Below are 19,851 nucleotides of genomic sequence, written 5' to 3'. Positions count from 1 at the left end.
GATCAATCCTGAATCCACGGCAAACCCTGAAAGCGCCAGCCATCCTGCACGCCTCGCCGCTGTTGCGAATCCAGTCGCCCTTCGAATCCCTCAAGGACGTTGAACACTTGAGTAAAGCCTGCTTTCGTCGCAGCTTCCGCGGCAAGCGCTGAACGATTGCCGCTGCGGCAGAGCAGCAACACCACTGCGTCCTTGCCAGTCTTTGCTTCCAGTTCCCGAACAAAGCGCGGGTTGCGCGTAAGCGACGTGCCTGTCGCCCAAGCCACGTGGATGCTGCCCGGCACGGAACCCACGAACTTGCGCTCTTCGGCCGTCCTGACATCCACGAGTACCGCCGAACCCGACTCGATCAGCGCAAACGCGTCGCGAGGTGAAATGCCTCCCGCGTAAGGCAGCTGGTTCGCTGACGCTGCTGCGCGCGCTGCGTCCAATGCCGCATGAGATTCGTGAGTTACGCGTTCTTCCAATTCAACTGCCATGACGTCTCCTTGTACTGTCACTTGAAAACTCAGCGAGGCGAGACGGTTGCCAGGGGAAATGCAACCGTCTATAGCCATCAATTGACACTATGAAAGAGGCCGATCAGAAGCTGAACCAATAAAAACGTATTTCTAAAGCAGGCTTAGGCACATCGGTAATCGTTGGACGAGAAAAGATCGCGCAACGGGCGTGCGCCTTTCGCGTAATTATTGAAAGCAAGCGAGGCCGACGTTGACCTCAATCCGGAGCCGGGACAATAGCCGCTGGCGGCGCTGTCACCCGCTGCTCAGCGCCTTGCGCGCGTCCCAGCAGCAGGCGAGTCGCCAATGCATCGAGCGATGTGCATAGAATCAAATAGACGAGACCTACGAACAGAAATATCTGCACCGGATAGATCATGAGCCGGCTATTTACCTGGTTGGCGAGAAACGCGAGTTCCGGCACGCCAACGATGTACGCCAGCGAGGTGTCCTTGACGAGCGACACCCACTGGTTGATGAACGACGGCGCCATGATGCGGATGGCCTGCGGCAGCAGTACATGCCGCATCGCCTGCCAGCGGGTCAACCCAAGCGACAGCGCCGCTTGCCGCTGCCCTCTCCCCACCGCTTCGATACCCGCGTGAACCGAGTGCGACAGGTAGGCACCGCCGATCAGCGATAGCGCGGCCACGACAGTCGCCAAACCGGGAACGTTGATGTGAAGCAGAACCGGCAGCAAGAAGAAGGTCCAGAAAATCAGCATCAGGACGGGTATGGCGCGGAAGAATCCGATTACCGCGAGCAGGATCAAGTGGCCCGTGCTACGCGTCATGGCCAATCCAATGCCGCCTGCCAGCCCGAGGATCGCGGACGACACGGCGGAGATCGAGGCCATCACCAGCGTCAGCGCGGCGCCCCCTAAAGGGCCATCGGGAAACGTGCCGACGAGCAAGTACGGCAGATTGGACAGGATGGCGGAAAAGGCGTTGTTCATCGGCGCACCGCCGCTCGCGAACCGCTGCGCTGGACTACCACGAGCGCAACTTCCAGCATCGCGATGGTCAGTATGTACAGCACCGTTGCCATGCCAAATGCCTGAAACGTCTTGAAGGTTTCCGTATCGACCTGACGCGACGAATACGACAACTCGGCCAGCCCGATCGCCATGGTCAACGACGAGTTCTTGACGATATTCATGTACTGCCCGAACAAGGGCGGCGTCGCAATGCGCACCGCCTGCGGCAAGATCACGTGAACGAATGCAGCGAACGGTGTGAGTCCAAGCGCGGCTGCCGCGTTGTGCTGCCCCGTTGGAACACCCGATAATCCCGAGCGAAATTCTTCGCCAATGAACGTGGTTGAATAGCACGTCAACCCGATCCAGCCGGCGACAAATTCAAACGATGGCCAATGCAACTTGAACAGGCCGAGATCCACCGCATGCGGGGTGTTTAACCAGACCATTGTCGCTTCAGGCAAAAGCGTCGCCACGCCGAAATACCAGAACAGCAGCTGTACGATCAGCGGCGAGTTGCGAAACACCAAAACATAGAGCGCGGCGGCACGACGCACCGGCGCCAAGCGCGAAGTGCGCGCAAGTGCCAGCAGGCAGCCACATGACGTCGCCGTGACCATCACCGTGACTGACAATCCGAGCGTCATGCCGAAACCCTGCAGCAGCCAGATCAGGTACTTCGGCGCAAGCCATCCGTTCATTGGAATCATTCAGGTAAATACGGATGGAAAGATTGGATTGAAATGCCCGGTTCGACCGTCCACGGTCGAACCGGGCATGATGAAACACGTAGCGATCAGCTCTTCTGCGGATCACCGATCTTGAACAGACGCGGCAGCGGCGCGCGGCTTTTCGGCCCGAACCACTGGTCGTAGATATGGCTCGCGGTACCGTTTGCTTCGAGACCCGTCAGCGTGTCGTTGACGAAACCCAGCAGCCTCGGCTCACCCTTCGGAACACCCACGCCTTCATAGTCGTTCGATATGGTGAAAGCCGGGATTTCGTACTTGTCGCGGTCCAGCACGTTAGCAAGCAAGCCGACGAGCTTCGGACCATCCTGCGTGATCGCCTGGACGTTGCCCGTTCGAAGCGCAGCGAATGCAAAAGGTGTGTCGTCATAGGCCACGATCGTTGCCCGCGGGAATTGAGCGCGAACCTGTTGCTCGTTAGTCGTGCCTTTATCCGCGCCAATACGTAAATCGTTCAGTTGATCCGGCGACTTCAGCGTGCCCTTCTTCGCGATGAACTGCGTGCCCGACGCGAAGTACGGCGTGCTGAAATCGACTTCCTTCTTGCGTTCGTCGGTGATAGTGAAGTTGGCGAAAACCAGATCCACTTTCTTCGATGTCAGAAATGCGATGCGGTTGGCCGGGTTGGTCGGCTGGATGTCAAGCTTCACGCCGAGTTTGTCAGCGACGGCTTTCGCGTAGTCCACGTCGAGCCCGACTATCTTGTTGGTCTTCGGATCGACGAAGCCGAACGGCGGATTGCTGTCAAAAGTCGCCACGCGAAGCACGCCGGCCTTCTTGATATCGTCGAGGCGATCGGCATGCGCCAGGCTCGACATGATCAGCAGCGACCCCATGAAAGCTGCGGTGAGAAGTTTGATTTTCATTATGTGTTGGTCTGCGCAGTTGTAGATAGAGCGAGCACACAAGCGGTGCATCACAGCCGGAAATGTAACAGCGCACCGGGCCGTGACGAACCATCGATTCGTGTTGTGCTAAGCGTCAGACGGAATAATCAATACGGGTAAATCAAACCACGACTTAGGCCAACCACCTCGCTAATCATAAAGATCCCGCAATTGCTTCGTTGAGTCCCGCGCCTTAGGCCCGTACGCTAACTCGGATCCTATGATTGCGCGTGTGGCGACTTGAGGTGCGACACGCCAAGCGTGGCGTCCCCATCCGGCGCAACTGCATTCACCCAACTGCTTTAACCCAACTGCTTTAACCCAACTGCTTTAACCCGACTGCTTTAACCCTATTGCCAACCTTGAGAACTATCGATGATTCAGCGCAAACCCTTTCAGTCCAGCCGCCGCAACACCCTCCTCAGTCTGGCGAGCGGCGCGGCCGGAGTCGCACTGGCTCCGCTGACATCGCTGGCAGCCAGTGCCGTCGGCACGTCAGCGGCGCCGGAGGTAGCGCCGAGACGGGGTGGCAGGATTACATTGCTGGTCAATCCCGAGCCGAACGCGTTAATCAACTTCGCGACCACTGCAGGCGCCGAGCAAAAAATCAGTCCGAAAGTGACAGAAGGATTGTTGAGCTACGACTTCGACGTTCGCCCGCAAGCTCAACTGGCGACGCAGTGGACCCTTAGCGCGGATGGCCGTGAATACCGCTTCACGCTTCGTCAGAATGTACGCTGGCACGACGGCAAGCCGTTTACGTCGAAAGATGTTGCGACATCAATCGGGTTGCTGAAGCAGTACCATTCGCGAGGACGCTCGACCTTCGCGAACGTGATCGAAGTCGCGACGCCGGATGCTCACACTGCTGTACTGCGATTGTCGAAACCGGCGCCCTACCTCATCTACGCGCTGGCTGCGTCCGAATCGCCCATCTTGCCCGCTCATTTATACGACGGCAGCGAGCCGCTGAGTAATCCTCACAATATTAATCCTGTAGGGACCGGACCTTTCATTTTCAAAACCTGGGCGCGCGGCAGTCACGCCGTCTTCGCCCGTCATCCAGACTACTGGGATGCGCCGAAGCCTTACATCGACGAGCTGGTAGTGCGCTTCATGAGCGGCCCGGCAGCGCGCGCTGTTGCGCTGGAAACGGGGGAACTGGATCTCGCTGGAGAGAATCCGGTCCCGTTGACCGACATTGCCAGGCTACAGGCTTTGCCGCATCTGGCGCTCGAAACGCGTGGCTACAGCTACGACGCGGCACTGACTCAACTGCAGTTCAATCTCGACAACCGCTACCTCGCCAATCCGAAAGTGCGGCAGGCGATCGCCCATACGATCGATCGACAAGCGATCCTTCGCTCGGTCTGGTACGGCTACGGGATCATCTCGCCGTCACCCATCAGTCCGCTGCTTACCCAGTTCTACGATCCCGCCGCGAAAGCGTTGCCGTACGACCTTGCCAGTGCGCAACAACTATTAGACGAGGCGGGCTTTCCACGTCAGTCCGACGGCTTCCGCTTCAAGCTGAATCTCGACTACAACCCCTATGACCCCACGTTCGTCCGGTTGGCGGAGTATCTGCGGCAAACCCTGCGGCGCGCCGGCATCGAGGCAACCGTGCGCTCGCAGGATTTCGGCAGTTATGTGAAGCGTATTTATACCGATCGTGACTTCGATCTCGACGCGAACTTCCTGGGTAATACCTTCGATCCGACGGTCGGTGTGCAGCGTCTCTACTGGTCGCACAACTTCAAAAAAGGCGTACCGTTCTCGAACGCAACACATTACGAAAGCCCGGAGGTCGACCGGCTGCTGGAAACCGCGGCTGTCGAAAACGACCCGCGTAAAAGAGTGGATTACTTCAGGCAGTTTCAACAGATAGTCGGACGTGATTTGCCGATCGTCGACCTGGTGACATTGAAGCAGGTGACTATCTACAACAAACGCGTACACAACCATACGCTCACCGCCGACGGCCTGAGCGGCAACCTCGCGGACGTATTTGTGGTTTAACGCCATGCATTAGCCATTGCACTGAATATGCAAAGCAAAAATCGTTGATTGTTGAAAACGTGTCCACGGCCAAGAATATGCATCCCCCCATCCGAACCACCCAACGACGTGGAGCAAACAATGAGCAAGGCCAAGCGGCAGATCAAGCTGGGTGCTTTCCTGATGGAGACAGGACACCATATCGCTGCCTGGCGTCATCCCGATACGCATCTGGCTGGCGGCCTCGATTTCTCACATTATGCTGAACTCGCGCAGATCGCCGAACGCGCGAAGTTCGACGCGGTGTTTTTCGCGGACAGTGTAGGCATCCGCGATACGAATCTCGCGTCGCTCTCGCGCACGGCCCGCGCCGACCACTTCGAACCCCTAACCCTACTGGCCGCCTTGTCCGTAGTGACGAAAAACATCGGCTTGATCGCGACGGTCTCCACCACGTTCAATGAACCATTCAACGTCGCACGCAAGTTTGCCTCGCTCGACCATTTGAGCGGCGGCCGATCAGGCTGGAACCTGGTTACGTCCAGCAGCGAGACGGAAGCGCTGAACTTCGGTTTCGAGCAACACCCGGCTCACGCAGTTCGTTACGAGCGTGCACGCGAATTCTACGACGTCGTCGCAGGCCTCTGGGACAGTTGGGAAGACGACGCTTTCCTTCGCGACCGTGAAAGCGGCATCTATTTCGATCCTGACAAACTGCATACGCTGGATCATCGCGGCGCGCATTTCAAGGTGCGCGGCCCGCTCAATGTCGCTCGCTCGCCGCAGGGCTGGCCGGTGGTCGTGCAAGCCGGCGCATCGGATGCCGGCCGCGAGCTCGCCGCGCAGACCGCGGAAGTGATCTTCGTTGCGCACCAGACACTCGATGAAGCCAAGGCGTTCTATCAGGACGTAAAGGGGCGGCTCACCAAATATGGCCGGAAGCCAGACGATCTGAAGATCATGCCGGGCATCTTCCCGGTGATCGGCAGAACCCACGACGAGGCGCGTGCAAAGTTCAACGCACTGCAGGACCTCATTCATCCCGATGTCGGCCTCGCACTGCTGTCGAAAATGACTGGCGGTGTCGATTTATCAAAGTACCCCGTCGATGGGCCGTTGCCCGACTTGCCTGAAACGAATGGCGGCAAAAGCCGGCAGCAACTGCTGTTCGACCTGGCGAGGCGCGAGAACCTTAGCATTCGCGACCTGTATCTGCGCATAGCCGGGGCTCGCGGACACCAGCAGGTCGTGGGCACTCCGGAGAGTATCGCGGATCAACTGGAGCAATGGTTCGAAGAAGAAGGCGCCGACGGTTTCAACATCATGTCGCCATGGTTGCCAGGCGGGCTGACTGAGTTTGCAGAACTGGTCGTGCCTGAATTGCAGCGACGCGGACTCTTTCGCACCGAGTATGAAGGCACGACGCTACGCGAGAACCTGGGACTTCCGCGTCCGGAAAATCGCTATGTACAGGCTATACAGAAACGCGCGGCAAGCTGAAATGCCAAACGCGGATAACGTTTCAAGTATTCGTTATTGGATCGAGCCTCGACACATTCTTATACTCAATTCCTGTTAGCGCCCGGCTGCAAGGAGTGCTACTCATTGACCCCAACGGAAAACCGACTATGAGCCTTCGTCCGCTCCACGACCGCGTGATCATCAAACGTCTCGACCAGGAAACAAAAACCGCATCGGGCATCGTCATTCCCGAAAGCGCCGCAGAAAAACCCGACCAGGGCGAAGTCATTGCCGTTGGCCCCGGCAAGCGTGATAACGATGGCAAGCGCATCGTGCCCGACCTGAAGGTCGGCGAACGCGTGCTGTTCGGCAAATACTCGGGCCAGCAAGTCAAGGTCGACGGCAACGAACTGCTCGTACTGCGCGAAGAAGACATTGTCGCCGTAGTCACCCAACAATAACGGAGCTTCAGAAATGGCAGCCAAAGAAATTGTCTTTAGCGACAGCGCACGATCGAAACTGGTCGAAGGCGTCAACATCCTCGCCAATGCAGTGAAAGTAACGCTCGGCCCGAAAGGCCGTAATGTAGTACTGGAGCGCAGCTTCGGCTCACCGATTGTGACGAAAGACGGCGTGTCGGTAGCGAAGGAAATCGAGCTGGCCGACAAGCTGCAAAATATCGGCGCGCAACTGGTGAAGGAAGTCGCGTCGCGCACCAGCGACGACGCCGGTGACGGCACCACCACAGCGACCGTGCTGGCGCAGGCGATCGTACGCGAAGGGCTGAAATACGTGGCTGCAGGTCTCAATCCACTGGACCTGAAGCGCGGTATCGACAAGGCCGTGATCGCCGCAGTCGAAGAACTTAAAAAGATCAGCAAGCCCACCACGACCAGCAAGGAAATCGCCCAGGTCGCGACCATCTCGGCGAATGGCGAGGAGTCGATCGGCCAGCGGATTGCCGAAGCGATCGACCGTGTCGGCAAGGAAGGCGTGATCACGGTCGAGGACGGCAAGTCCCTCGACGATGAACTCGATGTGGTCGAAGGACTGCAGTTCGACCGCGGCTACCTGTCGCCCTACTTCATCAACGATCAGGATAAACAAGTCGCCGTTCTGGAAGATCCGTTTGTTCTGCTGCACGACAAGAAGGTGTCAAATATTCGCGATCTGCTGCCGGTACTGGAACTGGTCGCGAAGGCGGGACGGCCATTGCTGATCATCGCGGAAGACGTTGAAGGTGAAGCGCTCGCGACGCTCGTGGTCAACAACATCCGCGGCATTCTGAAGACAGTGGCAGTCAAGGCGCCGGGCTTTGGCGATCGTCGCAAGGCACTGCTAGAGGATATCGCGATCCTGACCGGCGGCCAGGTGATCGCAGAAGAAACCGGCCTCACGCTGGAAAAGGCGACGTTGGCGGAATTGGGCCAAGCCAAGCGCATTGAAGTAGGCAAGGAAAACACCATCGTGATCGACGGCGCCGGAGACACGAAGAATATCCAGGCACGCGTCAAGCAGATCCGCGTACAGATTGAAGAAGCGAGTTCAGACTACGATCGCGAAAAGCTGCAGGAGCGTGTCGCGAAACTGGCCGGCGGCGTGGCGGTCATCAAGGTGGGCGGTGCCACCGAGATCGAGGTCAAGGAGAAGAAGGACCGCGTTGACGATGCACTGCACGCGACGCGTGCGGCAGTTGAAGAAGGTATCGTGCCGGGTGGTGGCGTCGCGCTGATCCGCGTCAAGCAGGCAATCAGCGGTCTGAAGGGCGCCAACGCAGATCAAGACGCCGGCGTAAAGATCGTACTGCGCGCATTGGAAGAACCGTTGCGTCAGATCGTCACGAATGCCGGTGAGGAAGCAAGCGTCGTCGTCGCGAGGGTCGCCGAGGGCACGGGTAACTTTGGTTACAACGCGCAGACCGGTGAATACGGCGATCTGGTCGAATCGGGTGTGCTCGATCCGACCAAGGTCACGCGCACTGCATTGCAAAACGCGGCATCGATCGCGGGCTTGCTGCTCACGACCGATGCAACGATAACTGAAGCGCCGAAAAACGCGGCCCCTGCAGGGCAAGCGGGCGGACCGGGTGCGGGTGGGCCGGGCTTCGATTTCTGAGGTTTTCCCGCCTGTATCTACATACGCACGTCGGCGCGTCTGTTTCAGACGCCCCGACGTGCGCTTCAAATTCAATGCGCTGCGCTTCGCCAGGTCTTACGCTTCCTCCTATCTTCTTCCTGCAGTCCTGATCAATCCGTCAGCGCTCCCTGATCAGGCGTACCGCTACTCCCCTTTCTGATAATCCATGGTCACAATAGCCAGCCAGCTCGCCGAGCCATTCAATGATGCAGTGCGTGCGCTTCTGCCTGGTGTCCGGGTAGTAGGTATCCCCCGAGGGGTGCCGGCCGAACTACCTGACGAGACGTCGATCCTGGTCGCCGCGCCCATCATCATACGAGGCGCACGGGCACCGGAGCATGCCCCCGCCGGCTGGCCATTCGGGCTGCGCTGGGTACAACTTGGTTCATCGGGGATCGACTTTTATCCGGGCTGGTTCTTCGAAGGCCTGCCCGTTACTACCGCGCGCGGCACCTCCTCAACAGCCATTGCAGAATTCGCGTTGGCAGCAATCTTTGCTCACGCGAAACGTCTGCCGGACATCTGGATTCACGACGCGCAGCAATGGGCATTGACGCCCCTCGCAACCGTGCACGGCAGCACGATCGGCATATTCGGCCTGGGCTCGATCGGGCAGGCTCTTGCGCAGAAAGCGCTTGCGCTCGGCGCCCGGGTCATCGCAGTGCGGCGCCAAGCTTCTACCGCGCCGGACCTGCCGGGCGTCACGCTTGTTGCCGATATCGGCGAACTGGTTCGAGAAGCAGACCATCTCGTACTCGCGGCGCCGGCTACTGCAGCAACCCGTCATATTGTCAGTCGAGAGTTGCTTGCTCGAGCGAAGCCGGGATTACACGTGATTAATGTCGCGCGTGGTTCATTAATCGATAACGAGGCATTGCTAGAGGCGCTTGCTGACGGCCGAATTGATGCGGCATCGCTCGACGTCACCGAGCCCGAGCCGCTGCCGGCCGGGCATCCGTTCTACACGCATCCGCGCATCCGCCTGTCGCCACACACGTCGGCGATCGGCCCGCACAATGCGGCCGAACTGGCCGCCAAGTTCGCACGCAATTTCAGCGCTTTTACTCACGGTACGTCGCTGGAAGATCTTGTCGATATCCACCGGGGCTACTAGACAAACGACCCGCGCCGCCTTTATTCGATCCAGACATATCCTTCTACATCAATATGCTTTGTGAAACCAAACCCCCTTGTTAAAGTCGCGCCGAAGCGTTGCGTCTTAGCTAGTCGAAGATGAAACAGACAAAAGATAATTCCTAAGGAGTCACCCGTCATGAAAATTCTAAACGTCATGCTGCTTGCCGGCATCGTGCAACTGACTGCTGTTTCTACTGCCTTCGCAGCCGACGACCTGGCAAGCATCAAGAGCGCCGGTGTCATCAAGATCGGGACCGAAGGCACTTACGCACCCTTCACCTATCACGACGAATCGGGCAAGCTGACAGGCTTCGACGTAGAAATCGGTCAGGCCATCGCCAAACGCCTAGGTGTTAAACCGGAGTTTGTCGAAGGCAAGTGGGACGGGCTGATTGCAGGGCTCGACGCGAACCGCTACGACGCGGTCATCAACGAGGTCTCCATTACCGACGCCCGCAAGGCCAAGTACGATTTCTCGCAGCCCTATATCGCATCCCATGCGGCCCTGATCGTGCGCTCGGATAACACGACGATCAAAAATTTCGACGATCTGAAGGGCAAGAAATCAGCCAATACCCTGACCAGCAACTTCGGCAAGATCGCGAAAGATCACGGCGCTGACGTAGTGGGCGTGCAGGGCTTCAACGAATCAATTGATTTGCTGACGTCAGGCCGCGTCGATGCAACGGTGAACGACAGTCTCTCCTTCCTCGACTTCAAGAAGCACAAGCCGGACGCTAAGGTAAAGATCGCTGCAATCGACAATTCGGCTGACAGCGAGTACTCCGGCGTCATTATCCAGAAGGGCAACCCCCAGCTTCTGGCCGCCATTGACAAAGCGCTTTCCGAGATCAAGGCAGACGGTACCTACAAGCAGATATCGACGAAATACTTCGGCAAGGATGTATCGAAGTAGCATCGCGCTCAGCACCGCCCATACCTCATTCTTAGAGAGCCGAAAATATGCCGGCATGGCTCCACTTGATGGTCGAGTCACTCTGGCCACTCCTGTACGCAGGCCTCGTGTTCACGGTGCCGCTCACCATTGCATCGTTTGCGCTAGGCTTGACACTGGCATTTGCAACCGCACTTGTGCGGCTGTTTGGACCGCGATGGGCGGTGAAGATTGCACAGTTCTACGTGTGGCTGATCCGGGGCTCACCGTTACTGGTGCAACTCTTCGTGATTTTCTACGGCCTGCCCAACGTCGGTATCGTGCTCGACCCGCTCACTGCGGCCATTATCGGCTTCTCGCTGAACGTGGGCGCCTACAACTCGGAAGTGATCCGGGGTGCGGTTGAATCGATTCCCAATGGACAATGGGAGGCCGCGTATTCAATGGGCATGACGCGCTCGCAAGCACTGCGTCGGACAATCTTGCCGCAGGCTGCGCGGGTCGCCCTGCCTGCCTTGGCGAACTCGTTTATCTCGCTCATCAAGGACACCTCGCTTGCCGCGGTGCTCACCGTGCCGGAGATCTTTCAGGCGGCTCAACGGATTGCTTCGGTAACGTATGAACCGCTTATCCTGTACTCGGAAGCGGCATTGATCTACCTGGTGTTCAGTTCCGTGTTGTCCTCGGCTCAGGTTCACCTTGAAAGAAGACTCGGCCAACATGCTCTGTTCAAGAGGGGCCAATGATGATCGCCCTCGATAAAATCCAGAAAACCTTCGGTACACATCATGTGCTCAAGTCGGTCGATCTGACGCTCGCACAGGGTACGGTCACGGCACTGATCGGGCAGTCAGGCAGCGGCAAGAGCACGCTCCTGCGTTGCGTGAACCTGCTTGAGATTCCGGACACCGGATCGCTCACGCTAGGTGACGAGCGGGTCGAATTCAGCAGCACGGAGAAACCGTCTCGCGATTCGGTACTCAGAATACGCCGCAAGACGGGAATGGTGTTCCAGAGCTTTCAATTGTTCCCGCACCGGACGGTGATACAGAACGTGATGGAGGGTCTCATCACCGTGCAGCGATGGGACAAGGAGCGCGCGCGGGCACGAGCAGGCGCGCTGTTGGAGAAGGTAGGCATCTCGCAGAAGGCCGATGCCTGGCCGGCCACGCTCTCCGGTGGGCAACAGCAGAGGGTAGCCATTGCGCGAGCGCTGGCGCCCTCTCCGGACATTCTTCTGTGCGATGAACCGACCTCTGCGCTCGACCCCGGACTCGCGGCCGAAGTGATCGACGTATTGAGCCAGCTCGCGAAAGAAGGCATGACCATGCTGTTTGCTACGCATGATTTACGTCTGGCCGCATCGATTGCTCGCGAGGTCGTTTTCCTTAGCGGTGGCAGCGTGATCGAATCCGGTTTGGCAGACGACATCTTCAACCGGCCGAAGCAGCCAGAAACGGCGAATTTCGTTTCCGTTCTCACCCGGCAGACGTGATCGCGGCAATGCGGTTGTGAGTTCGCCGACGTCGGAACGTGACGTGCGTTTAGCTCCTGTGGTCAGTGGGAAATGACAACCTTGCGACGCAGACTCCTCCAAGGAGAGCGACGGCGTCCGGCCGTCGCGCGAGTGGTCAGTCTAATGGGATCTTCGAGAGGTTGCTCGCCAGTGCCTGATTGTCCGCACACGAGCTAGCTCACAGCGTTTCGGCCTGTTGCGCCGCATGCATTGCATCCTGGCTCGCCGACGCGCCGGACGTCCGGTTGAAATAGGCGTTCAATGCCACCGCCGTGATAGATGTCATCATGATTGGATCGGTGAAAATCGGCCGCAAGACTTGCGGCATGATGTGAAAGAACGTTGGCGAGATAATCGGGATCAGCCCGAATCCGATCGAGATCGCGATGACAAGCACATTGTGCCGCTGCGTGGTGTAGTCGACGTTTGACAAAATTTTGATGCCGGTTGCCGACACCATGCCGAACATGACGAAGGCCGCTCCTCCCAATACGGCCTGCGGCACTGACGCAACTATGTAAGCAAGTTTCGGCACCAGCCCGAGAAACAGCATGATCACGCCACCCGTGACGCAGACCCAGCGGCTATAGACGCCTGTAACACCAACCAGACCGATGTTTTGCGAATAGGAAACATAGGGAAAAGTATTGAACAATCCGCCGACCAGTGTTCCCACTGCGTCGGCGCGCAAGCCCCGTTTGATCTGCTCCGCGCCCACGGTGCAGCCGGTCATCGCGCCCATCGCCAAGAACATGCCGGTCGCCTCGATGAACACGATCGTCATCACCAGACACATGGTCAGGCAAGGCACCAGCGAAAAGGTCGGCAAGCCGAATTGCAAGGGCAACACGACACGCACCCAGGGTTGGGCGGACAAGCCGGAGAAGTCAGTCCAGCCGAGTGAAATTGCCACCAGGTAACCGACCGCGATACCCAGCAGCACCGCCATATTCCCCACGAAACCACGCCCAAATTTGATCACCAGAAGAATCACCCCGAGCACCAGGGCTGCCATGCCGATATAACCGGTTGCACCGAAGTCGGCGACACCCGCCCCGCCCCCCGCCCAGGCGACGCCGACGCGCATCAATGACACGCCGATCATTGTGATGATCGTGCCGGTCACCACGGCAGGAAAGAACCGCAAAACGTATTTGATCAACGGGGCCACCAACAACGCATAGAGGCCGCCGACCAGAACCGCGCCATAGATGCCAGTCAGCCCCACCCCGGCATGGCTGCCATCGCCAACATGGGCGAGATCGCAACGGCCGTCACGCCCATGATGATCGGCAAGCGAATGCCGACAGGGCCGAAGCCAATCGTCTGAATCAAGGTCGCGATACCACACGCGAATAGATCTGCATTGATCAGCATTGCTATCTGTTCTTTCGGTAGATGTAGCGCCCCACCCAGAATCAGCGGTACCGCGACAGCATTCGCATACATCACCAATACGTGCTGTAGCCCTAACACGAATAGAAGTGGAAACGGCAAGACTTCATCGACCGGATGAACTACGGCTTGAGTAGACACTTGTTTCGCTCCCGGTGATGACGGGCGCGCGCGGTCAGGCAGACGTTGGACGCGTCGTCATAAAGTATCCGACTGAATTATCTTGAATTCCGTCTTGTATTCAAGATCAATGAATTAATGCAAAAAGCAGACCATGTAAATGCACGGCTTTTCTGCCGGAATATGCGAAATTCGATGTCGCGCAGTAGTGCTGCTGGAGATTTTTTCGTGCAAGCACGGCCGGATTCGGTGCGCGGTGCACTATAGCGAGGTCTAGATCGGCGTATATCGAGCCAGCCTGCGCTTAGGCCGGTCGAAATGCTCATAAAACGCTCCATGAAGCGCAGCCCGGGATTCATGATGTGTCGGACTTGCACGCTTGATCACTTGCCGCGCACATCGATTTTCCGATGTCGAGTTAGCGCGTCGCCGGCTATTCACCAGAACTTGACGCGTATTTCGCCTGCGTTTGTTATCACAGCCATTCGCTCGCTGACGAGTGACGGCATCCGAACAAGTTGATGTCGAGAAGCCGGCCGCTGACGGTTACCGTCGTGGCTTCGCAATGAATGCGAGCTTTTCCTGCCCGTCAAAGCCCGCTGACTCATAAAACTGGACGGTTGCTCTATCCTTTCTTCCCGTCAGCAGCATGACCTTATAACAACCAGCCGACCAGCCTGATGCCAAAGCCTCCCTAAGCACTGCTTGGCCGTAACCCTTCCCGCGATGAGCGCTATGAGTCACGACGTTCTCCAGGACGCCATAGGGCCTGCAACCACGCGTGAGATTGGGTATGACAGTCAGCGTGCAGCTGGAAACCAGCTCGCCATCCTTGTAGCCGCCGAACAAGGTATGGCCAGGGTCCGCCATGAGCTCGTTCCAGACTGAGCGAATGACCGATACATCCGGGAGCGGCTCATCTGCAGCGTGCAGGTGGTGATAGAGAAGCAGCAGTTGATCGAGCTCGGTCGGGGAAATGGGGCGCACCTGCAATTCACCCCTCTCCTTCTCTTGCGAAGCGATATTGCGTAATAGTGGATGAGTTATCGAAGATCCTGAACTGGCCGCCCCTATGGCACTGAGCGCGAAGGCCCCGAACCATGGCGTTTTGTAGGGCGATGCCCTGACGCCCGCGCGACGGGGAGTGGGAACAGCGCATCAATGTCTCGTAAGGAAAATATTTACTTGAGACCGAGCCTATTTGCAAAACTAGGCCCTTCGTGTCGATAGCGCGAGATCTCGAACGCTTGCCAATGAGGCACCATAGTCGCTAAGAATGCCCGTCAAGCGACGTGTAACGGGGAAAGTTGCGACACTCCTGATCTGCTCGGCGGGGTTGTCACCTTGTACGGGGAAGTCATTTCTTACCCGACGGAATGCTATTTTCCCATCCGCTTTATTGATCATTTTTACGAACCCCTCTTGGGCAAGTGCGCAGAGTTCGTCGCGCAAGATCGCGGTGGTCACATCAAAATATTGCGCCAGATACGTTGGGTTATAGTCACGGCCAATCTGCATGCGATCAAGAAGGGTAACCTGCGTGAGTTTCATTGACTATCCTGACTAAGATGGGATCCTAAGTATGGTAGTTGCGCGTCCAACCCACTCCAAGCGACTTATGAACCTATCGATTCCTGGATTCATTCAATGTGAGTCATCACCCGTTCCGCGCGTCCGAATCCCTCAACGCTTATGGTCAGTGCGACGTGCAAGCCATTCGCCGGCGAACTGCACAATAGAGACCCGCGCGATCCGCGCAACGAACGGTATGAGGTTCGCGCCAAGCAGCACGAACGCTGCCCACGTGCAGCGTTGCCGATCCCGTGAACGAGTCAAATTCGTCGCGCAGCGTGATCAGATTGTGATCGCGCAGAATGACCAGCGCGCGCGTAGATCTGCTCATCTTCCCCGCCACGCACGCCCACCTTCAAAGGTGCGGAATCCGCTGCGAAGGCCGCGCCATGCGACATCGTGAAAGTAGCAACAACAGTCATCACGCGTAGGGCCCGGCGCATCATGTTGACACTCTCTTTAACGTTGAATGAGTGTTGCGCGATTTTAAGGACGGGGACTTCAAAGGTCTAAGAATGGTTCGTTGAATGCTAATCACCGTTTGGCACCAGTTTGGGGGATTCAATCAGGCGGTACTTGAGCGTCAGATGCCTTCGTTTTGGTGCAGATCGAGGTCGTTCACCTCCACGTCGATTGAACACTTCCGACCTCGCCCGGCCCATTGCGAAAAAATTTGTATACCTAAGTAGTACCATCGGAAAAATAACGAATGTTTTCGTTGACCTTTCGCGCGTGCATATCGTGCATCGAAACTGCACGTTGAGCGCCGCTCACCGACGCCACACCGCCTGCGCGTCAGCTCTCTGGCGGTAATCAGCAGAAGGTCGTCCTGGCGAAATGGTTGAGCACGCGCGCGAACCTGTACTTGCTCGACGAACCCACCGTGGGTGTCGATATTCGCGCGAAAGCAGAAATCTACCGGGTCATCGACGAACTCGCCGCGCAGGGCGCAGCGGTGCTGCTGTTTTCGACCGACCTCATCGAATTGCAGGGAATCACCGACCGGATTCTTATCCTCGCGCGCGGGAAGCTTGTGCGGGAGCTGGTCTCGAAAGAGACCAGCCATCAGGAAATCCTCGGCTGGGCGAGCGCGGCAGGTTCGGGTTCCGGTTCGGGTTCGAGTCCGAGCGCGAGCGCGAGCGCGAGTTCGACCCACGGTCATGAAGCGGTGCAAGCATGAGTCAAGTTCAAACCAGACAATCGCGCGGCAACGTGCTCGCTCTCGCCAGATCCTTCAAACTGCCGCAATGGTGGCTGCAAAGCGGCGCGCTTTTAGCCATTCTCGCGGTGCTGGTAGTCTTCGCGGCAAGCTCGCCACTCTTCTTCACCGTAGGCAATCTCGCCAATGTGATGCAGCAGTCGGCGGTGATCGGCACGCTTGCATTCGGCCTGACGCTCGTCTTGATCGGTGGTGGCGTGAACGGCATCGCCGGCGGCATCGATCTCTCGATTGCAGCGAACCTCGGCTTCTGTGCGGCTGTTTATGCGACTTCGCTAGCCAACGGTCTAGCGTCTCCGGCGGCAATCGCGCTCACGCTCTCAGCCGGTACGGCGATTGGCGTATTCAATGCGTTCGCGGTTGTCGTGCTGCGCATGCTTCCCCTTCTTGCAACGCTCACCACGATGAACATCGTGGCGGGGCTGGAGTTGGTCGTGACTAAAAACTCGACCGTTTCCGCAACCGGGCCAACGCTTGCCGCCCTTCTCGACAACGGCCCGTTCGCCATTCCATGGCTCTCTTATGCGTTTGTCGGTGTGGGCCTGATGTTCGTCTGGCTCGGACACTTTACGCGCTTCGGTCTGAGGCTACACGCATCGGGCAGTCATCCGGCAGCGGTCCGTGCGGTTGGACTGAGCGTTGAAGGCTACGTCGCGGCGAGCTATGTAGTGTGCGGGCTGTCGGCCGGCATCGCTGCCCTTGCCTCCACTGCACTTCTGAGCGGCAGCGCACCCGGCGCCGGAGACAATCTTCTCGCCGTGATCGCTGCCGCGCTGCTTGGTGTCGTGTTCTCGCGACGACTCGTGCCGACCGTGGCAGGCACCTGGTTGAGCGTTGTGTTCCTCGGTCTTGTCGCGAACGGCTTCCAGTTGGACAACGTGTCGAGCTACTGGATCAGCGGCGTTGAAGGCGCATTGATCCTGTTCGTCGTTTCGCTCACGGCGCTGCTGCGTCGACGCAACCTGGAGAAGCGCAGCCATGCGTGAGCTCATCCTTCGTCCCTTCGCGCGTACCGCCCCAATCAACAGCTTGACGCGCTATGCGCTGGTCTTCGCCTTCGCTGCGGCAATCGCATTCTTCGCCGTGTTCGCTCCTGCGTTCGCCACGCTCTCGAACATCGACAGCGTGCTGCTCAATACGGTCGCGCCGCTCGCGATCGTGGCCCTTGCCATGACGGTGGTGGCGTCGCTCGGCGCGGTGGATCTCTCGGTCGGCACGGCCGTCGATCTCGCCAGCCTTGCATTCGTGACGCTCGTAGCGCGACACGTCGGCCTGCCGATCGCGATCGTCGCGGCACTTGGCGCGGCCCTCGCGGTTGGGTTGTTCAACGGCATACTGATTGCAACGTTCGGCGTGGAGCCCTTTTTGGCCACCCTTGGTACATTGTTCATAGGCCAGAGCATCCAGCAACTCGCGACCGACGGCGGACAGCCCATTTACCTCCTGAACCAGATCTTGCCGCCTGCTTTCTCGACGCTCGGTCATGGCCGTCTCTTCGGTGTCGCACTGCCCCTGTATCTTGTCGTAGCTCTTGCCTGCTTCCTACACCTGCTGCTCGCGCGCTCACGGCATGGGCGCGGCATCACTGTGCTCGGCGTTCAGGCAGGCGTCGCGCGCTATTCCGGTCTTCCCGTGCGCGCGTTGCTATACCTCGCGTTCGCGTTGAGCGCGGTGAGTTCCGGATTGGTCGGGTTGATCCTGTCGTCGAACGTGAAGGCGTATGTGCCGCTCGCAGGCAACGGTTACCTGCTCAACGCAATTGGTGCCACATTCATAGGCGCGACGCTTTCTTCTTCGCACCGTCCCAACGTGCCGGGAACGCTGGCAGGTGTCCTGTTGCTAGGCTTTGCGGCAAACGGGTTGCTTCTTATCGGATGGAACTTCTATTGGCAGCAGGTCGCCATCGGGATTCTTATCTTCGTCGTGCTCGCAGTCGGAACCCTGAGTTCACCGCGTCGGTGATTGTCCGTGGGCGTATCTCATGCGGCAACCGTCCCGAGTGCTTCGAGAAACGGCCAGGGGTAGATCCCCTGCGCGTGACCGTCGCTAAAGATGAGTTGCACGCCATACGCCATCGAATGAATGTCCACGACTGCGACATCCTCGGGTGCCTGCACGAGGCCTGCGGCGAGGCGAATACGACGGCATCCGGCGCATGGGCATGCGCCGCGCAAGGCCGCGTGGCTGATACATTGCAATCGCGCCCCCGGCCAGTGCAGCGTCAGGGTATGGGCTCGCGAGTCGAGATCGATGCGTTCGGGTACGTTCATGCTGGAAGACCTTCGATCTGTTGCAGCGCGATGCGAATGGCCTTGCGTACTTCCGGATCGGGGTCGCCTTGAGCAGCTTGCAAAGCCGGCAGCAAACCACGGTCGCCGAGCTCGCCGAGCGCAAGCGCCGCCTCCTTGCGCAGATTGCTGATGGAATGCGACAGCAGCCCGGAGAGCGCCGCTCCCGCACGCGGGTCGCGCAACCGGCCGAGCGCTCGCGCGGACTTCAGCCTGACCTGCCAGTAAGGATCGTCGAGCGACGCGATCAACGCGTCGCGGGCTTGGCCCGCACGCAGCTTGCCCAGCGTCGCGGCGGCTTCCTCACGCACTTGCCACGCATTGTCGCGTAACGCACTGAGCAAAGCATCGACGATGGCTTCCGCCGGCTCCGAGCCCAGTCCCAAAGAACCCACTGCGGCCCGGCGCACGTCGGGATCGGTATCGCCAGCGGCCACCTGCGCGAGTTGCGCAAGCGCGCGCTCGTCCTTGAGCCAGCCTGCGACGCCGACTGCCTCCAGACGCACCGACGCAAGCGGATGCGAGAGTGCTCGCAGAGCCGGGGCCAGCGCATCGGAGAGGCGCAATTCACGCAACGCCCGGAGTATCGCGGCCTGTACGAACGGGGCAGGATCAGCGACCCATTCCAGCAACACGTGGCCAGACGTCACCTCCTTGAGTTCCGAGAGGCTTTGTGCCGCAGCAAGGCGCACCGTTTCATCAGGGTCGAGAAGAGAACGGCACAGCGCGTCGACAACCTCCGCCCCTTCCCAGGCCGCCAGCACGCGCGCGGCCTCCCGTCGGACATCAGCCGATTCATCATGGCGCAGGGCATGGACGATCGGCGGCAACAGGTCTTCGTCCTCCAGATCCGCGAGTTCAAGGAGCGCAATGCGGCGAACCACAGGGTCAGTATCGGACAAGCGCGGCAGCACGGCCGCCGCTTCGGGATCAGGCGCGTCCGGATCGAAAGTCAGCGGAGAGTAAACAGTCATGAGTGGGCTTTCAAATAAGGCATGAATA

General features: G+C 58.6%; 18 protein-coding genes and 3 pseudogenes. 11 read left to right on the top strand and 10 right to left on the bottom strand.

Going from position 1 to position 19,851, the window contains the following annotated elements; all coding sequences use genetic code 11:
* Positions 1-2: 2 nt before the first annotated feature.
* The 4 genes from BSU04_RS36815 to BSU04_RS36800 form a co-directional block, all read right to left on the bottom strand.
* Positions 3-479 carry a rhodanese-like domain-containing protein gene (locus tag BSU04_RS36815; RefSeq protein ID WP_089165148.1) on the bottom strand — a complete coding sequence of 159 codons (477 nt, stop codon included), beginning with the start codon at positions 477-479 and terminating at the stop codon, positions 3-5.
* Positions 480-717: 238 nt separating this feature from the next.
* On the bottom strand, positions 718-1,455 hold the full coding sequence (locus tag BSU04_RS36810; protein WP_089165147.1) for an amino acid ABC transporter permease: 738 nt from the start codon (positions 1,453-1,455) through the stop codon (positions 718-720).
* The gene (locus tag BSU04_RS36805) at positions 1,452-2,177 is read right to left on the bottom strand and encodes an amino acid ABC transporter permease (RefSeq protein ID WP_089165146.1); all 726 of its coding nucleotides are present in this window, start codon (positions 2,175-2,177) and stop codon (positions 1,452-1,454) included. The genes BSU04_RS36810 and BSU04_RS36805 overlap by 4 nt, the downstream gene beginning before the upstream one ends.
* Before the next feature lie 95 nt (positions 2,178-2,272).
* The gene (locus BSU04_RS36800; RefSeq protein ID WP_089165145.1) at positions 2,273-3,091 is read right to left on the bottom strand and encodes an ABC transporter substrate-binding protein; all 819 of its coding nucleotides are present in this window, start codon (positions 3,089-3,091) and stop codon (positions 2,273-2,275) included.
* A gap of 396 nt (positions 3,092-3,487) precedes the next feature.
* Here BSU04_RS36800 and BSU04_RS36795 point away from each other — a divergent pair, with 396 nt between their 5' ends.
* The 8 genes from BSU04_RS36795 (at position 3,488) to BSU04_RS36760 (ending at position 12,234) form a co-directional block, all read left to right on the top strand.
* Entirely contained in the window at positions 3,488-5,131 is a 1,644-nt protein-coding gene (locus BSU04_RS36795) for an ABC transporter substrate-binding protein (protein WP_089165144.1), read from the top strand.
* A gap of 120 nt (positions 5,132-5,251) precedes the next feature.
* Positions 5,252-6,610 carry an LLM class flavin-dependent oxidoreductase gene (locus BSU04_RS36790; protein WP_089165143.1) on the top strand — a complete coding sequence of 453 codons (1,359 nt, stop codon included), beginning with the start codon at positions 5,252-5,254 and terminating at the stop codon, positions 6,608-6,610.
* Between the two features lie 128 nt (positions 6,611-6,738).
* Positions 6,739-7,032 carry a co-chaperone GroES gene (locus BSU04_RS36785; RefSeq protein WP_089165142.1) on the top strand — a complete coding sequence of 98 codons (294 nt, stop codon included), beginning with the start codon at positions 6,739-6,741 and terminating at the stop codon, positions 7,030-7,032.
* 13 nt (positions 7,033-7,045) lie between these two features.
* Positions 7,046-8,686, top strand: a complete 1,641-nt coding sequence (gene groL, locus BSU04_RS36780) for a chaperonin GroEL (RefSeq protein WP_089165141.1) — start codon at positions 7,046-7,048, stop codon at positions 8,684-8,686.
* A gap of 187 nt (positions 8,687-8,873) precedes the next feature.
* A complete protein-coding gene (locus BSU04_RS36775) occupies positions 8,874-9,821 on the top strand; it encodes a D-isomer specific 2-hydroxyacid dehydrogenase family protein (RefSeq protein WP_089165140.1) in 948 nt (315 codons plus the stop codon).
* Between the two features lie 159 nt (positions 9,822-9,980).
* Positions 9,981-10,760 (top strand): amino acid ABC transporter substrate-binding protein, encoded by a 780-nt coding sequence (locus BSU04_RS36770; RefSeq protein WP_089165139.1) that lies wholly within the window; start codon positions 9,981-9,983, stop codon positions 10,758-10,760.
* A gap of 47 nt (positions 10,761-10,807) precedes the next feature.
* A complete protein-coding gene (locus BSU04_RS36765; RefSeq protein ID WP_089165138.1) occupies positions 10,808-11,485 on the top strand; it encodes an amino acid ABC transporter permease in 678 nt (225 codons plus the stop codon).
* Positions 11,485-12,234, top strand: coding sequence for an amino acid ABC transporter ATP-binding protein (locus tag BSU04_RS36760; RefSeq protein ID WP_089165202.1), 750 nt, complete (start codon positions 11,485-11,487; stop codon positions 12,232-12,234). Before BSU04_RS36765 ends, BSU04_RS36760 begins: the two co-directional genes overlap by 1 nt.
* Positions 12,235-12,433: 199 nt before the next feature.
* Here the strand turns inward: BSU04_RS36760 and BSU04_RS36755 are convergent.
* The 4 genes and pseudogenes from BSU04_RS36755 to BSU04_RS49015 all read right to left on the bottom strand — a co-directional run.
* Positions 12,434-13,704 (bottom strand): annotated as a pseudogene (locus BSU04_RS36755) (nucleobase:cation symporter-2 family protein).
* Between the two features lie 612 nt (positions 13,705-14,316).
* Entirely contained in the window at positions 14,317-14,757 is a 441-nt protein-coding gene (locus BSU04_RS36750) for a GNAT family N-acetyltransferase (protein WP_256983739.1), read from the bottom strand.
* A gap of 222 nt (positions 14,758-14,979) precedes the next feature.
* Positions 14,980-15,321, bottom strand: coding sequence for a hypothetical protein (locus BSU04_RS36745; RefSeq protein ID WP_089165136.1), 342 nt, complete (start codon positions 15,319-15,321; stop codon positions 14,980-14,982).
* 256 nt (positions 15,322-15,577) lie between these two features.
* Positions 15,578-15,670, bottom strand: a pseudogene (locus BSU04_RS49015) (metal ABC transporter substrate-binding protein); the annotation flags it as partial.
* Positions 15,671-16,144: 474 nt separating this feature from the next.
* Here BSU04_RS49015 and BSU04_RS36735 point away from each other — a divergent pair.
* The 3 genes and pseudogenes from BSU04_RS36735 to BSU04_RS36725 form a co-directional block, all read left to right on the top strand.
* Positions 16,145-16,522: pseudogene (locus tag BSU04_RS36735) on the top strand (sugar ABC transporter ATP-binding protein); the annotation flags it as partial.
* The gene (locus BSU04_RS36730) at positions 16,519-17,547 is read left to right on the top strand and encodes an ABC transporter permease (protein WP_089165133.1); all 1,029 of its coding nucleotides are present in this window, start codon (positions 16,519-16,521) and stop codon (positions 17,545-17,547) included. The pseudogene BSU04_RS36735 and the gene BSU04_RS36730, both read left to right, overlap by 4 nt.
* Positions 17,540-18,523 carry an ABC transporter permease gene (locus BSU04_RS36725; RefSeq protein ID WP_089165132.1) on the top strand — a complete coding sequence of 328 codons (984 nt, stop codon included), beginning with the start codon at positions 17,540-17,542 and terminating at the stop codon, positions 18,521-18,523. The genes BSU04_RS36730 and BSU04_RS36725 overlap by 8 nt, the downstream gene beginning before the upstream one ends.
* Before the next feature lie 17 nt (positions 18,524-18,540).
* Here BSU04_RS36725 and BSU04_RS36720 read toward each other — a convergent pair whose 3' ends face one another.
* Positions 18,541-18,831, bottom strand: a complete 291-nt coding sequence (locus BSU04_RS36720; RefSeq protein WP_089165131.1) for a gamma-butyrobetaine hydroxylase-like domain-containing protein — start codon at positions 18,829-18,831, stop codon at positions 18,541-18,543.
* Positions 18,828-19,823: a HEAT repeat domain-containing protein gene (locus BSU04_RS36715; RefSeq protein ID WP_089165130.1), complete on the bottom strand. Its 996-nt coding sequence runs from the start codon at positions 19,821-19,823 to the stop codon at positions 18,828-18,830. The genes BSU04_RS36720 and BSU04_RS36715 overlap by 4 nt, the downstream gene beginning before the upstream one ends.
* Positions 19,824-19,851: the final 28 nt, after the last annotated feature.

Origin of the sequence: Caballeronia sordidicola (genome assembly GCF_002220365.1) — a bacterium.
Classification (GTDB): Bacteria; Pseudomonadota; Gammaproteobacteria; order Burkholderiales; family Burkholderiaceae; genus Caballeronia; species Caballeronia sordidicola_C.
Note: the sequence above shows the minus strand (reverse complement) of the source record. Positions and strands in the feature narration are given on the sequence as shown.

Bases quoted from the DNA above. Each gene is read 5' to 3' on its own strand.
- BSU04_RS36815 (WP_089165148.1), bottom strand. From the start codon at position 479: ATGGCAGTTGAATTGGAAGAACGCGTAACTCACGAATCTCATGCGGCA.
- BSU04_RS36810 (WP_089165147.1), bottom strand. From the start codon at position 1,455: ATGAACAACGCCTTTTCCGCCATCCTGTCCAATCTGCCGTACTTGCTC.
- BSU04_RS36805 (WP_089165146.1), bottom strand. From the start codon at position 2,177: ATGAACGGATGGCTTGCGCCGAAGTACCTGATCTGGCTGCTGCAGGGT.
- BSU04_RS36800 (WP_089165145.1), bottom strand. From the start codon at position 3,091: ATGAAAATCAAACTTCTCACCGCAGCTTTCATGGGGTCGCTGCTGATC.
- BSU04_RS36795 (WP_089165144.1), top strand. From the start codon at position 3,488: ATGATTCAGCGCAAACCCTTTCAGTCCAGCCGCCGCAACACCCTCCTC.
- BSU04_RS36790 (WP_089165143.1), top strand. From the start codon at position 5,252: ATGAGCAAGGCCAAGCGGCAGATCAAGCTGGGTGCTTTCCTGATGGAG.
- BSU04_RS36785 (WP_089165142.1), top strand. From the start codon at position 6,739: ATGAGCCTTCGTCCGCTCCACGACCGCGTGATCATCAAACGTCTCGAC.
- groL (WP_089165141.1), top strand. From the start codon at position 7,046: ATGGCAGCCAAAGAAATTGTCTTTAGCGACAGCGCACGATCGAAACTG.
- BSU04_RS36775 (WP_089165140.1), top strand. From the start codon at position 8,874: ATGGTCACAATAGCCAGCCAGCTCGCCGAGCCATTCAATGATGCAGTG.
- BSU04_RS36770 (WP_089165139.1), top strand. From the start codon at position 9,981: ATGAAAATTCTAAACGTCATGCTGCTTGCCGGCATCGTGCAACTGACT.
- BSU04_RS36765 (WP_089165138.1), top strand. From the start codon at position 10,808: ATGCCGGCATGGCTCCACTTGATGGTCGAGTCACTCTGGCCACTCCTG.
- BSU04_RS36760 (WP_089165202.1), top strand. From the start codon at position 11,485: ATGATCGCCCTCGATAAAATCCAGAAAACCTTCGGTACACATCATGTG.
- BSU04_RS36745 (WP_089165136.1), bottom strand. From the start codon at position 15,321: ATGAAACTCACGCAGGTTACCCTTCTTGATCGCATGCAGATTGGCCGT.
- BSU04_RS36730 (WP_089165133.1), top strand. From the start codon at position 16,519: ATGAGTCAAGTTCAAACCAGACAATCGCGCGGCAACGTGCTCGCTCTC.
- BSU04_RS36725 (WP_089165132.1), top strand. From the start codon at position 17,540: ATGCGTGAGCTCATCCTTCGTCCCTTCGCGCGTACCGCCCCAATCAAC.
- BSU04_RS36720 (WP_089165131.1), bottom strand. From the start codon at position 18,831: ATGAACGTACCCGAACGCATCGATCTCGACTCGCGAGCCCATACCCTG.
- BSU04_RS36715 (WP_089165130.1), bottom strand. From the start codon at position 19,823: ATGACTGTTTACTCTCCGCTGACTTTCGATCCGGACGCGCCTGATCCC.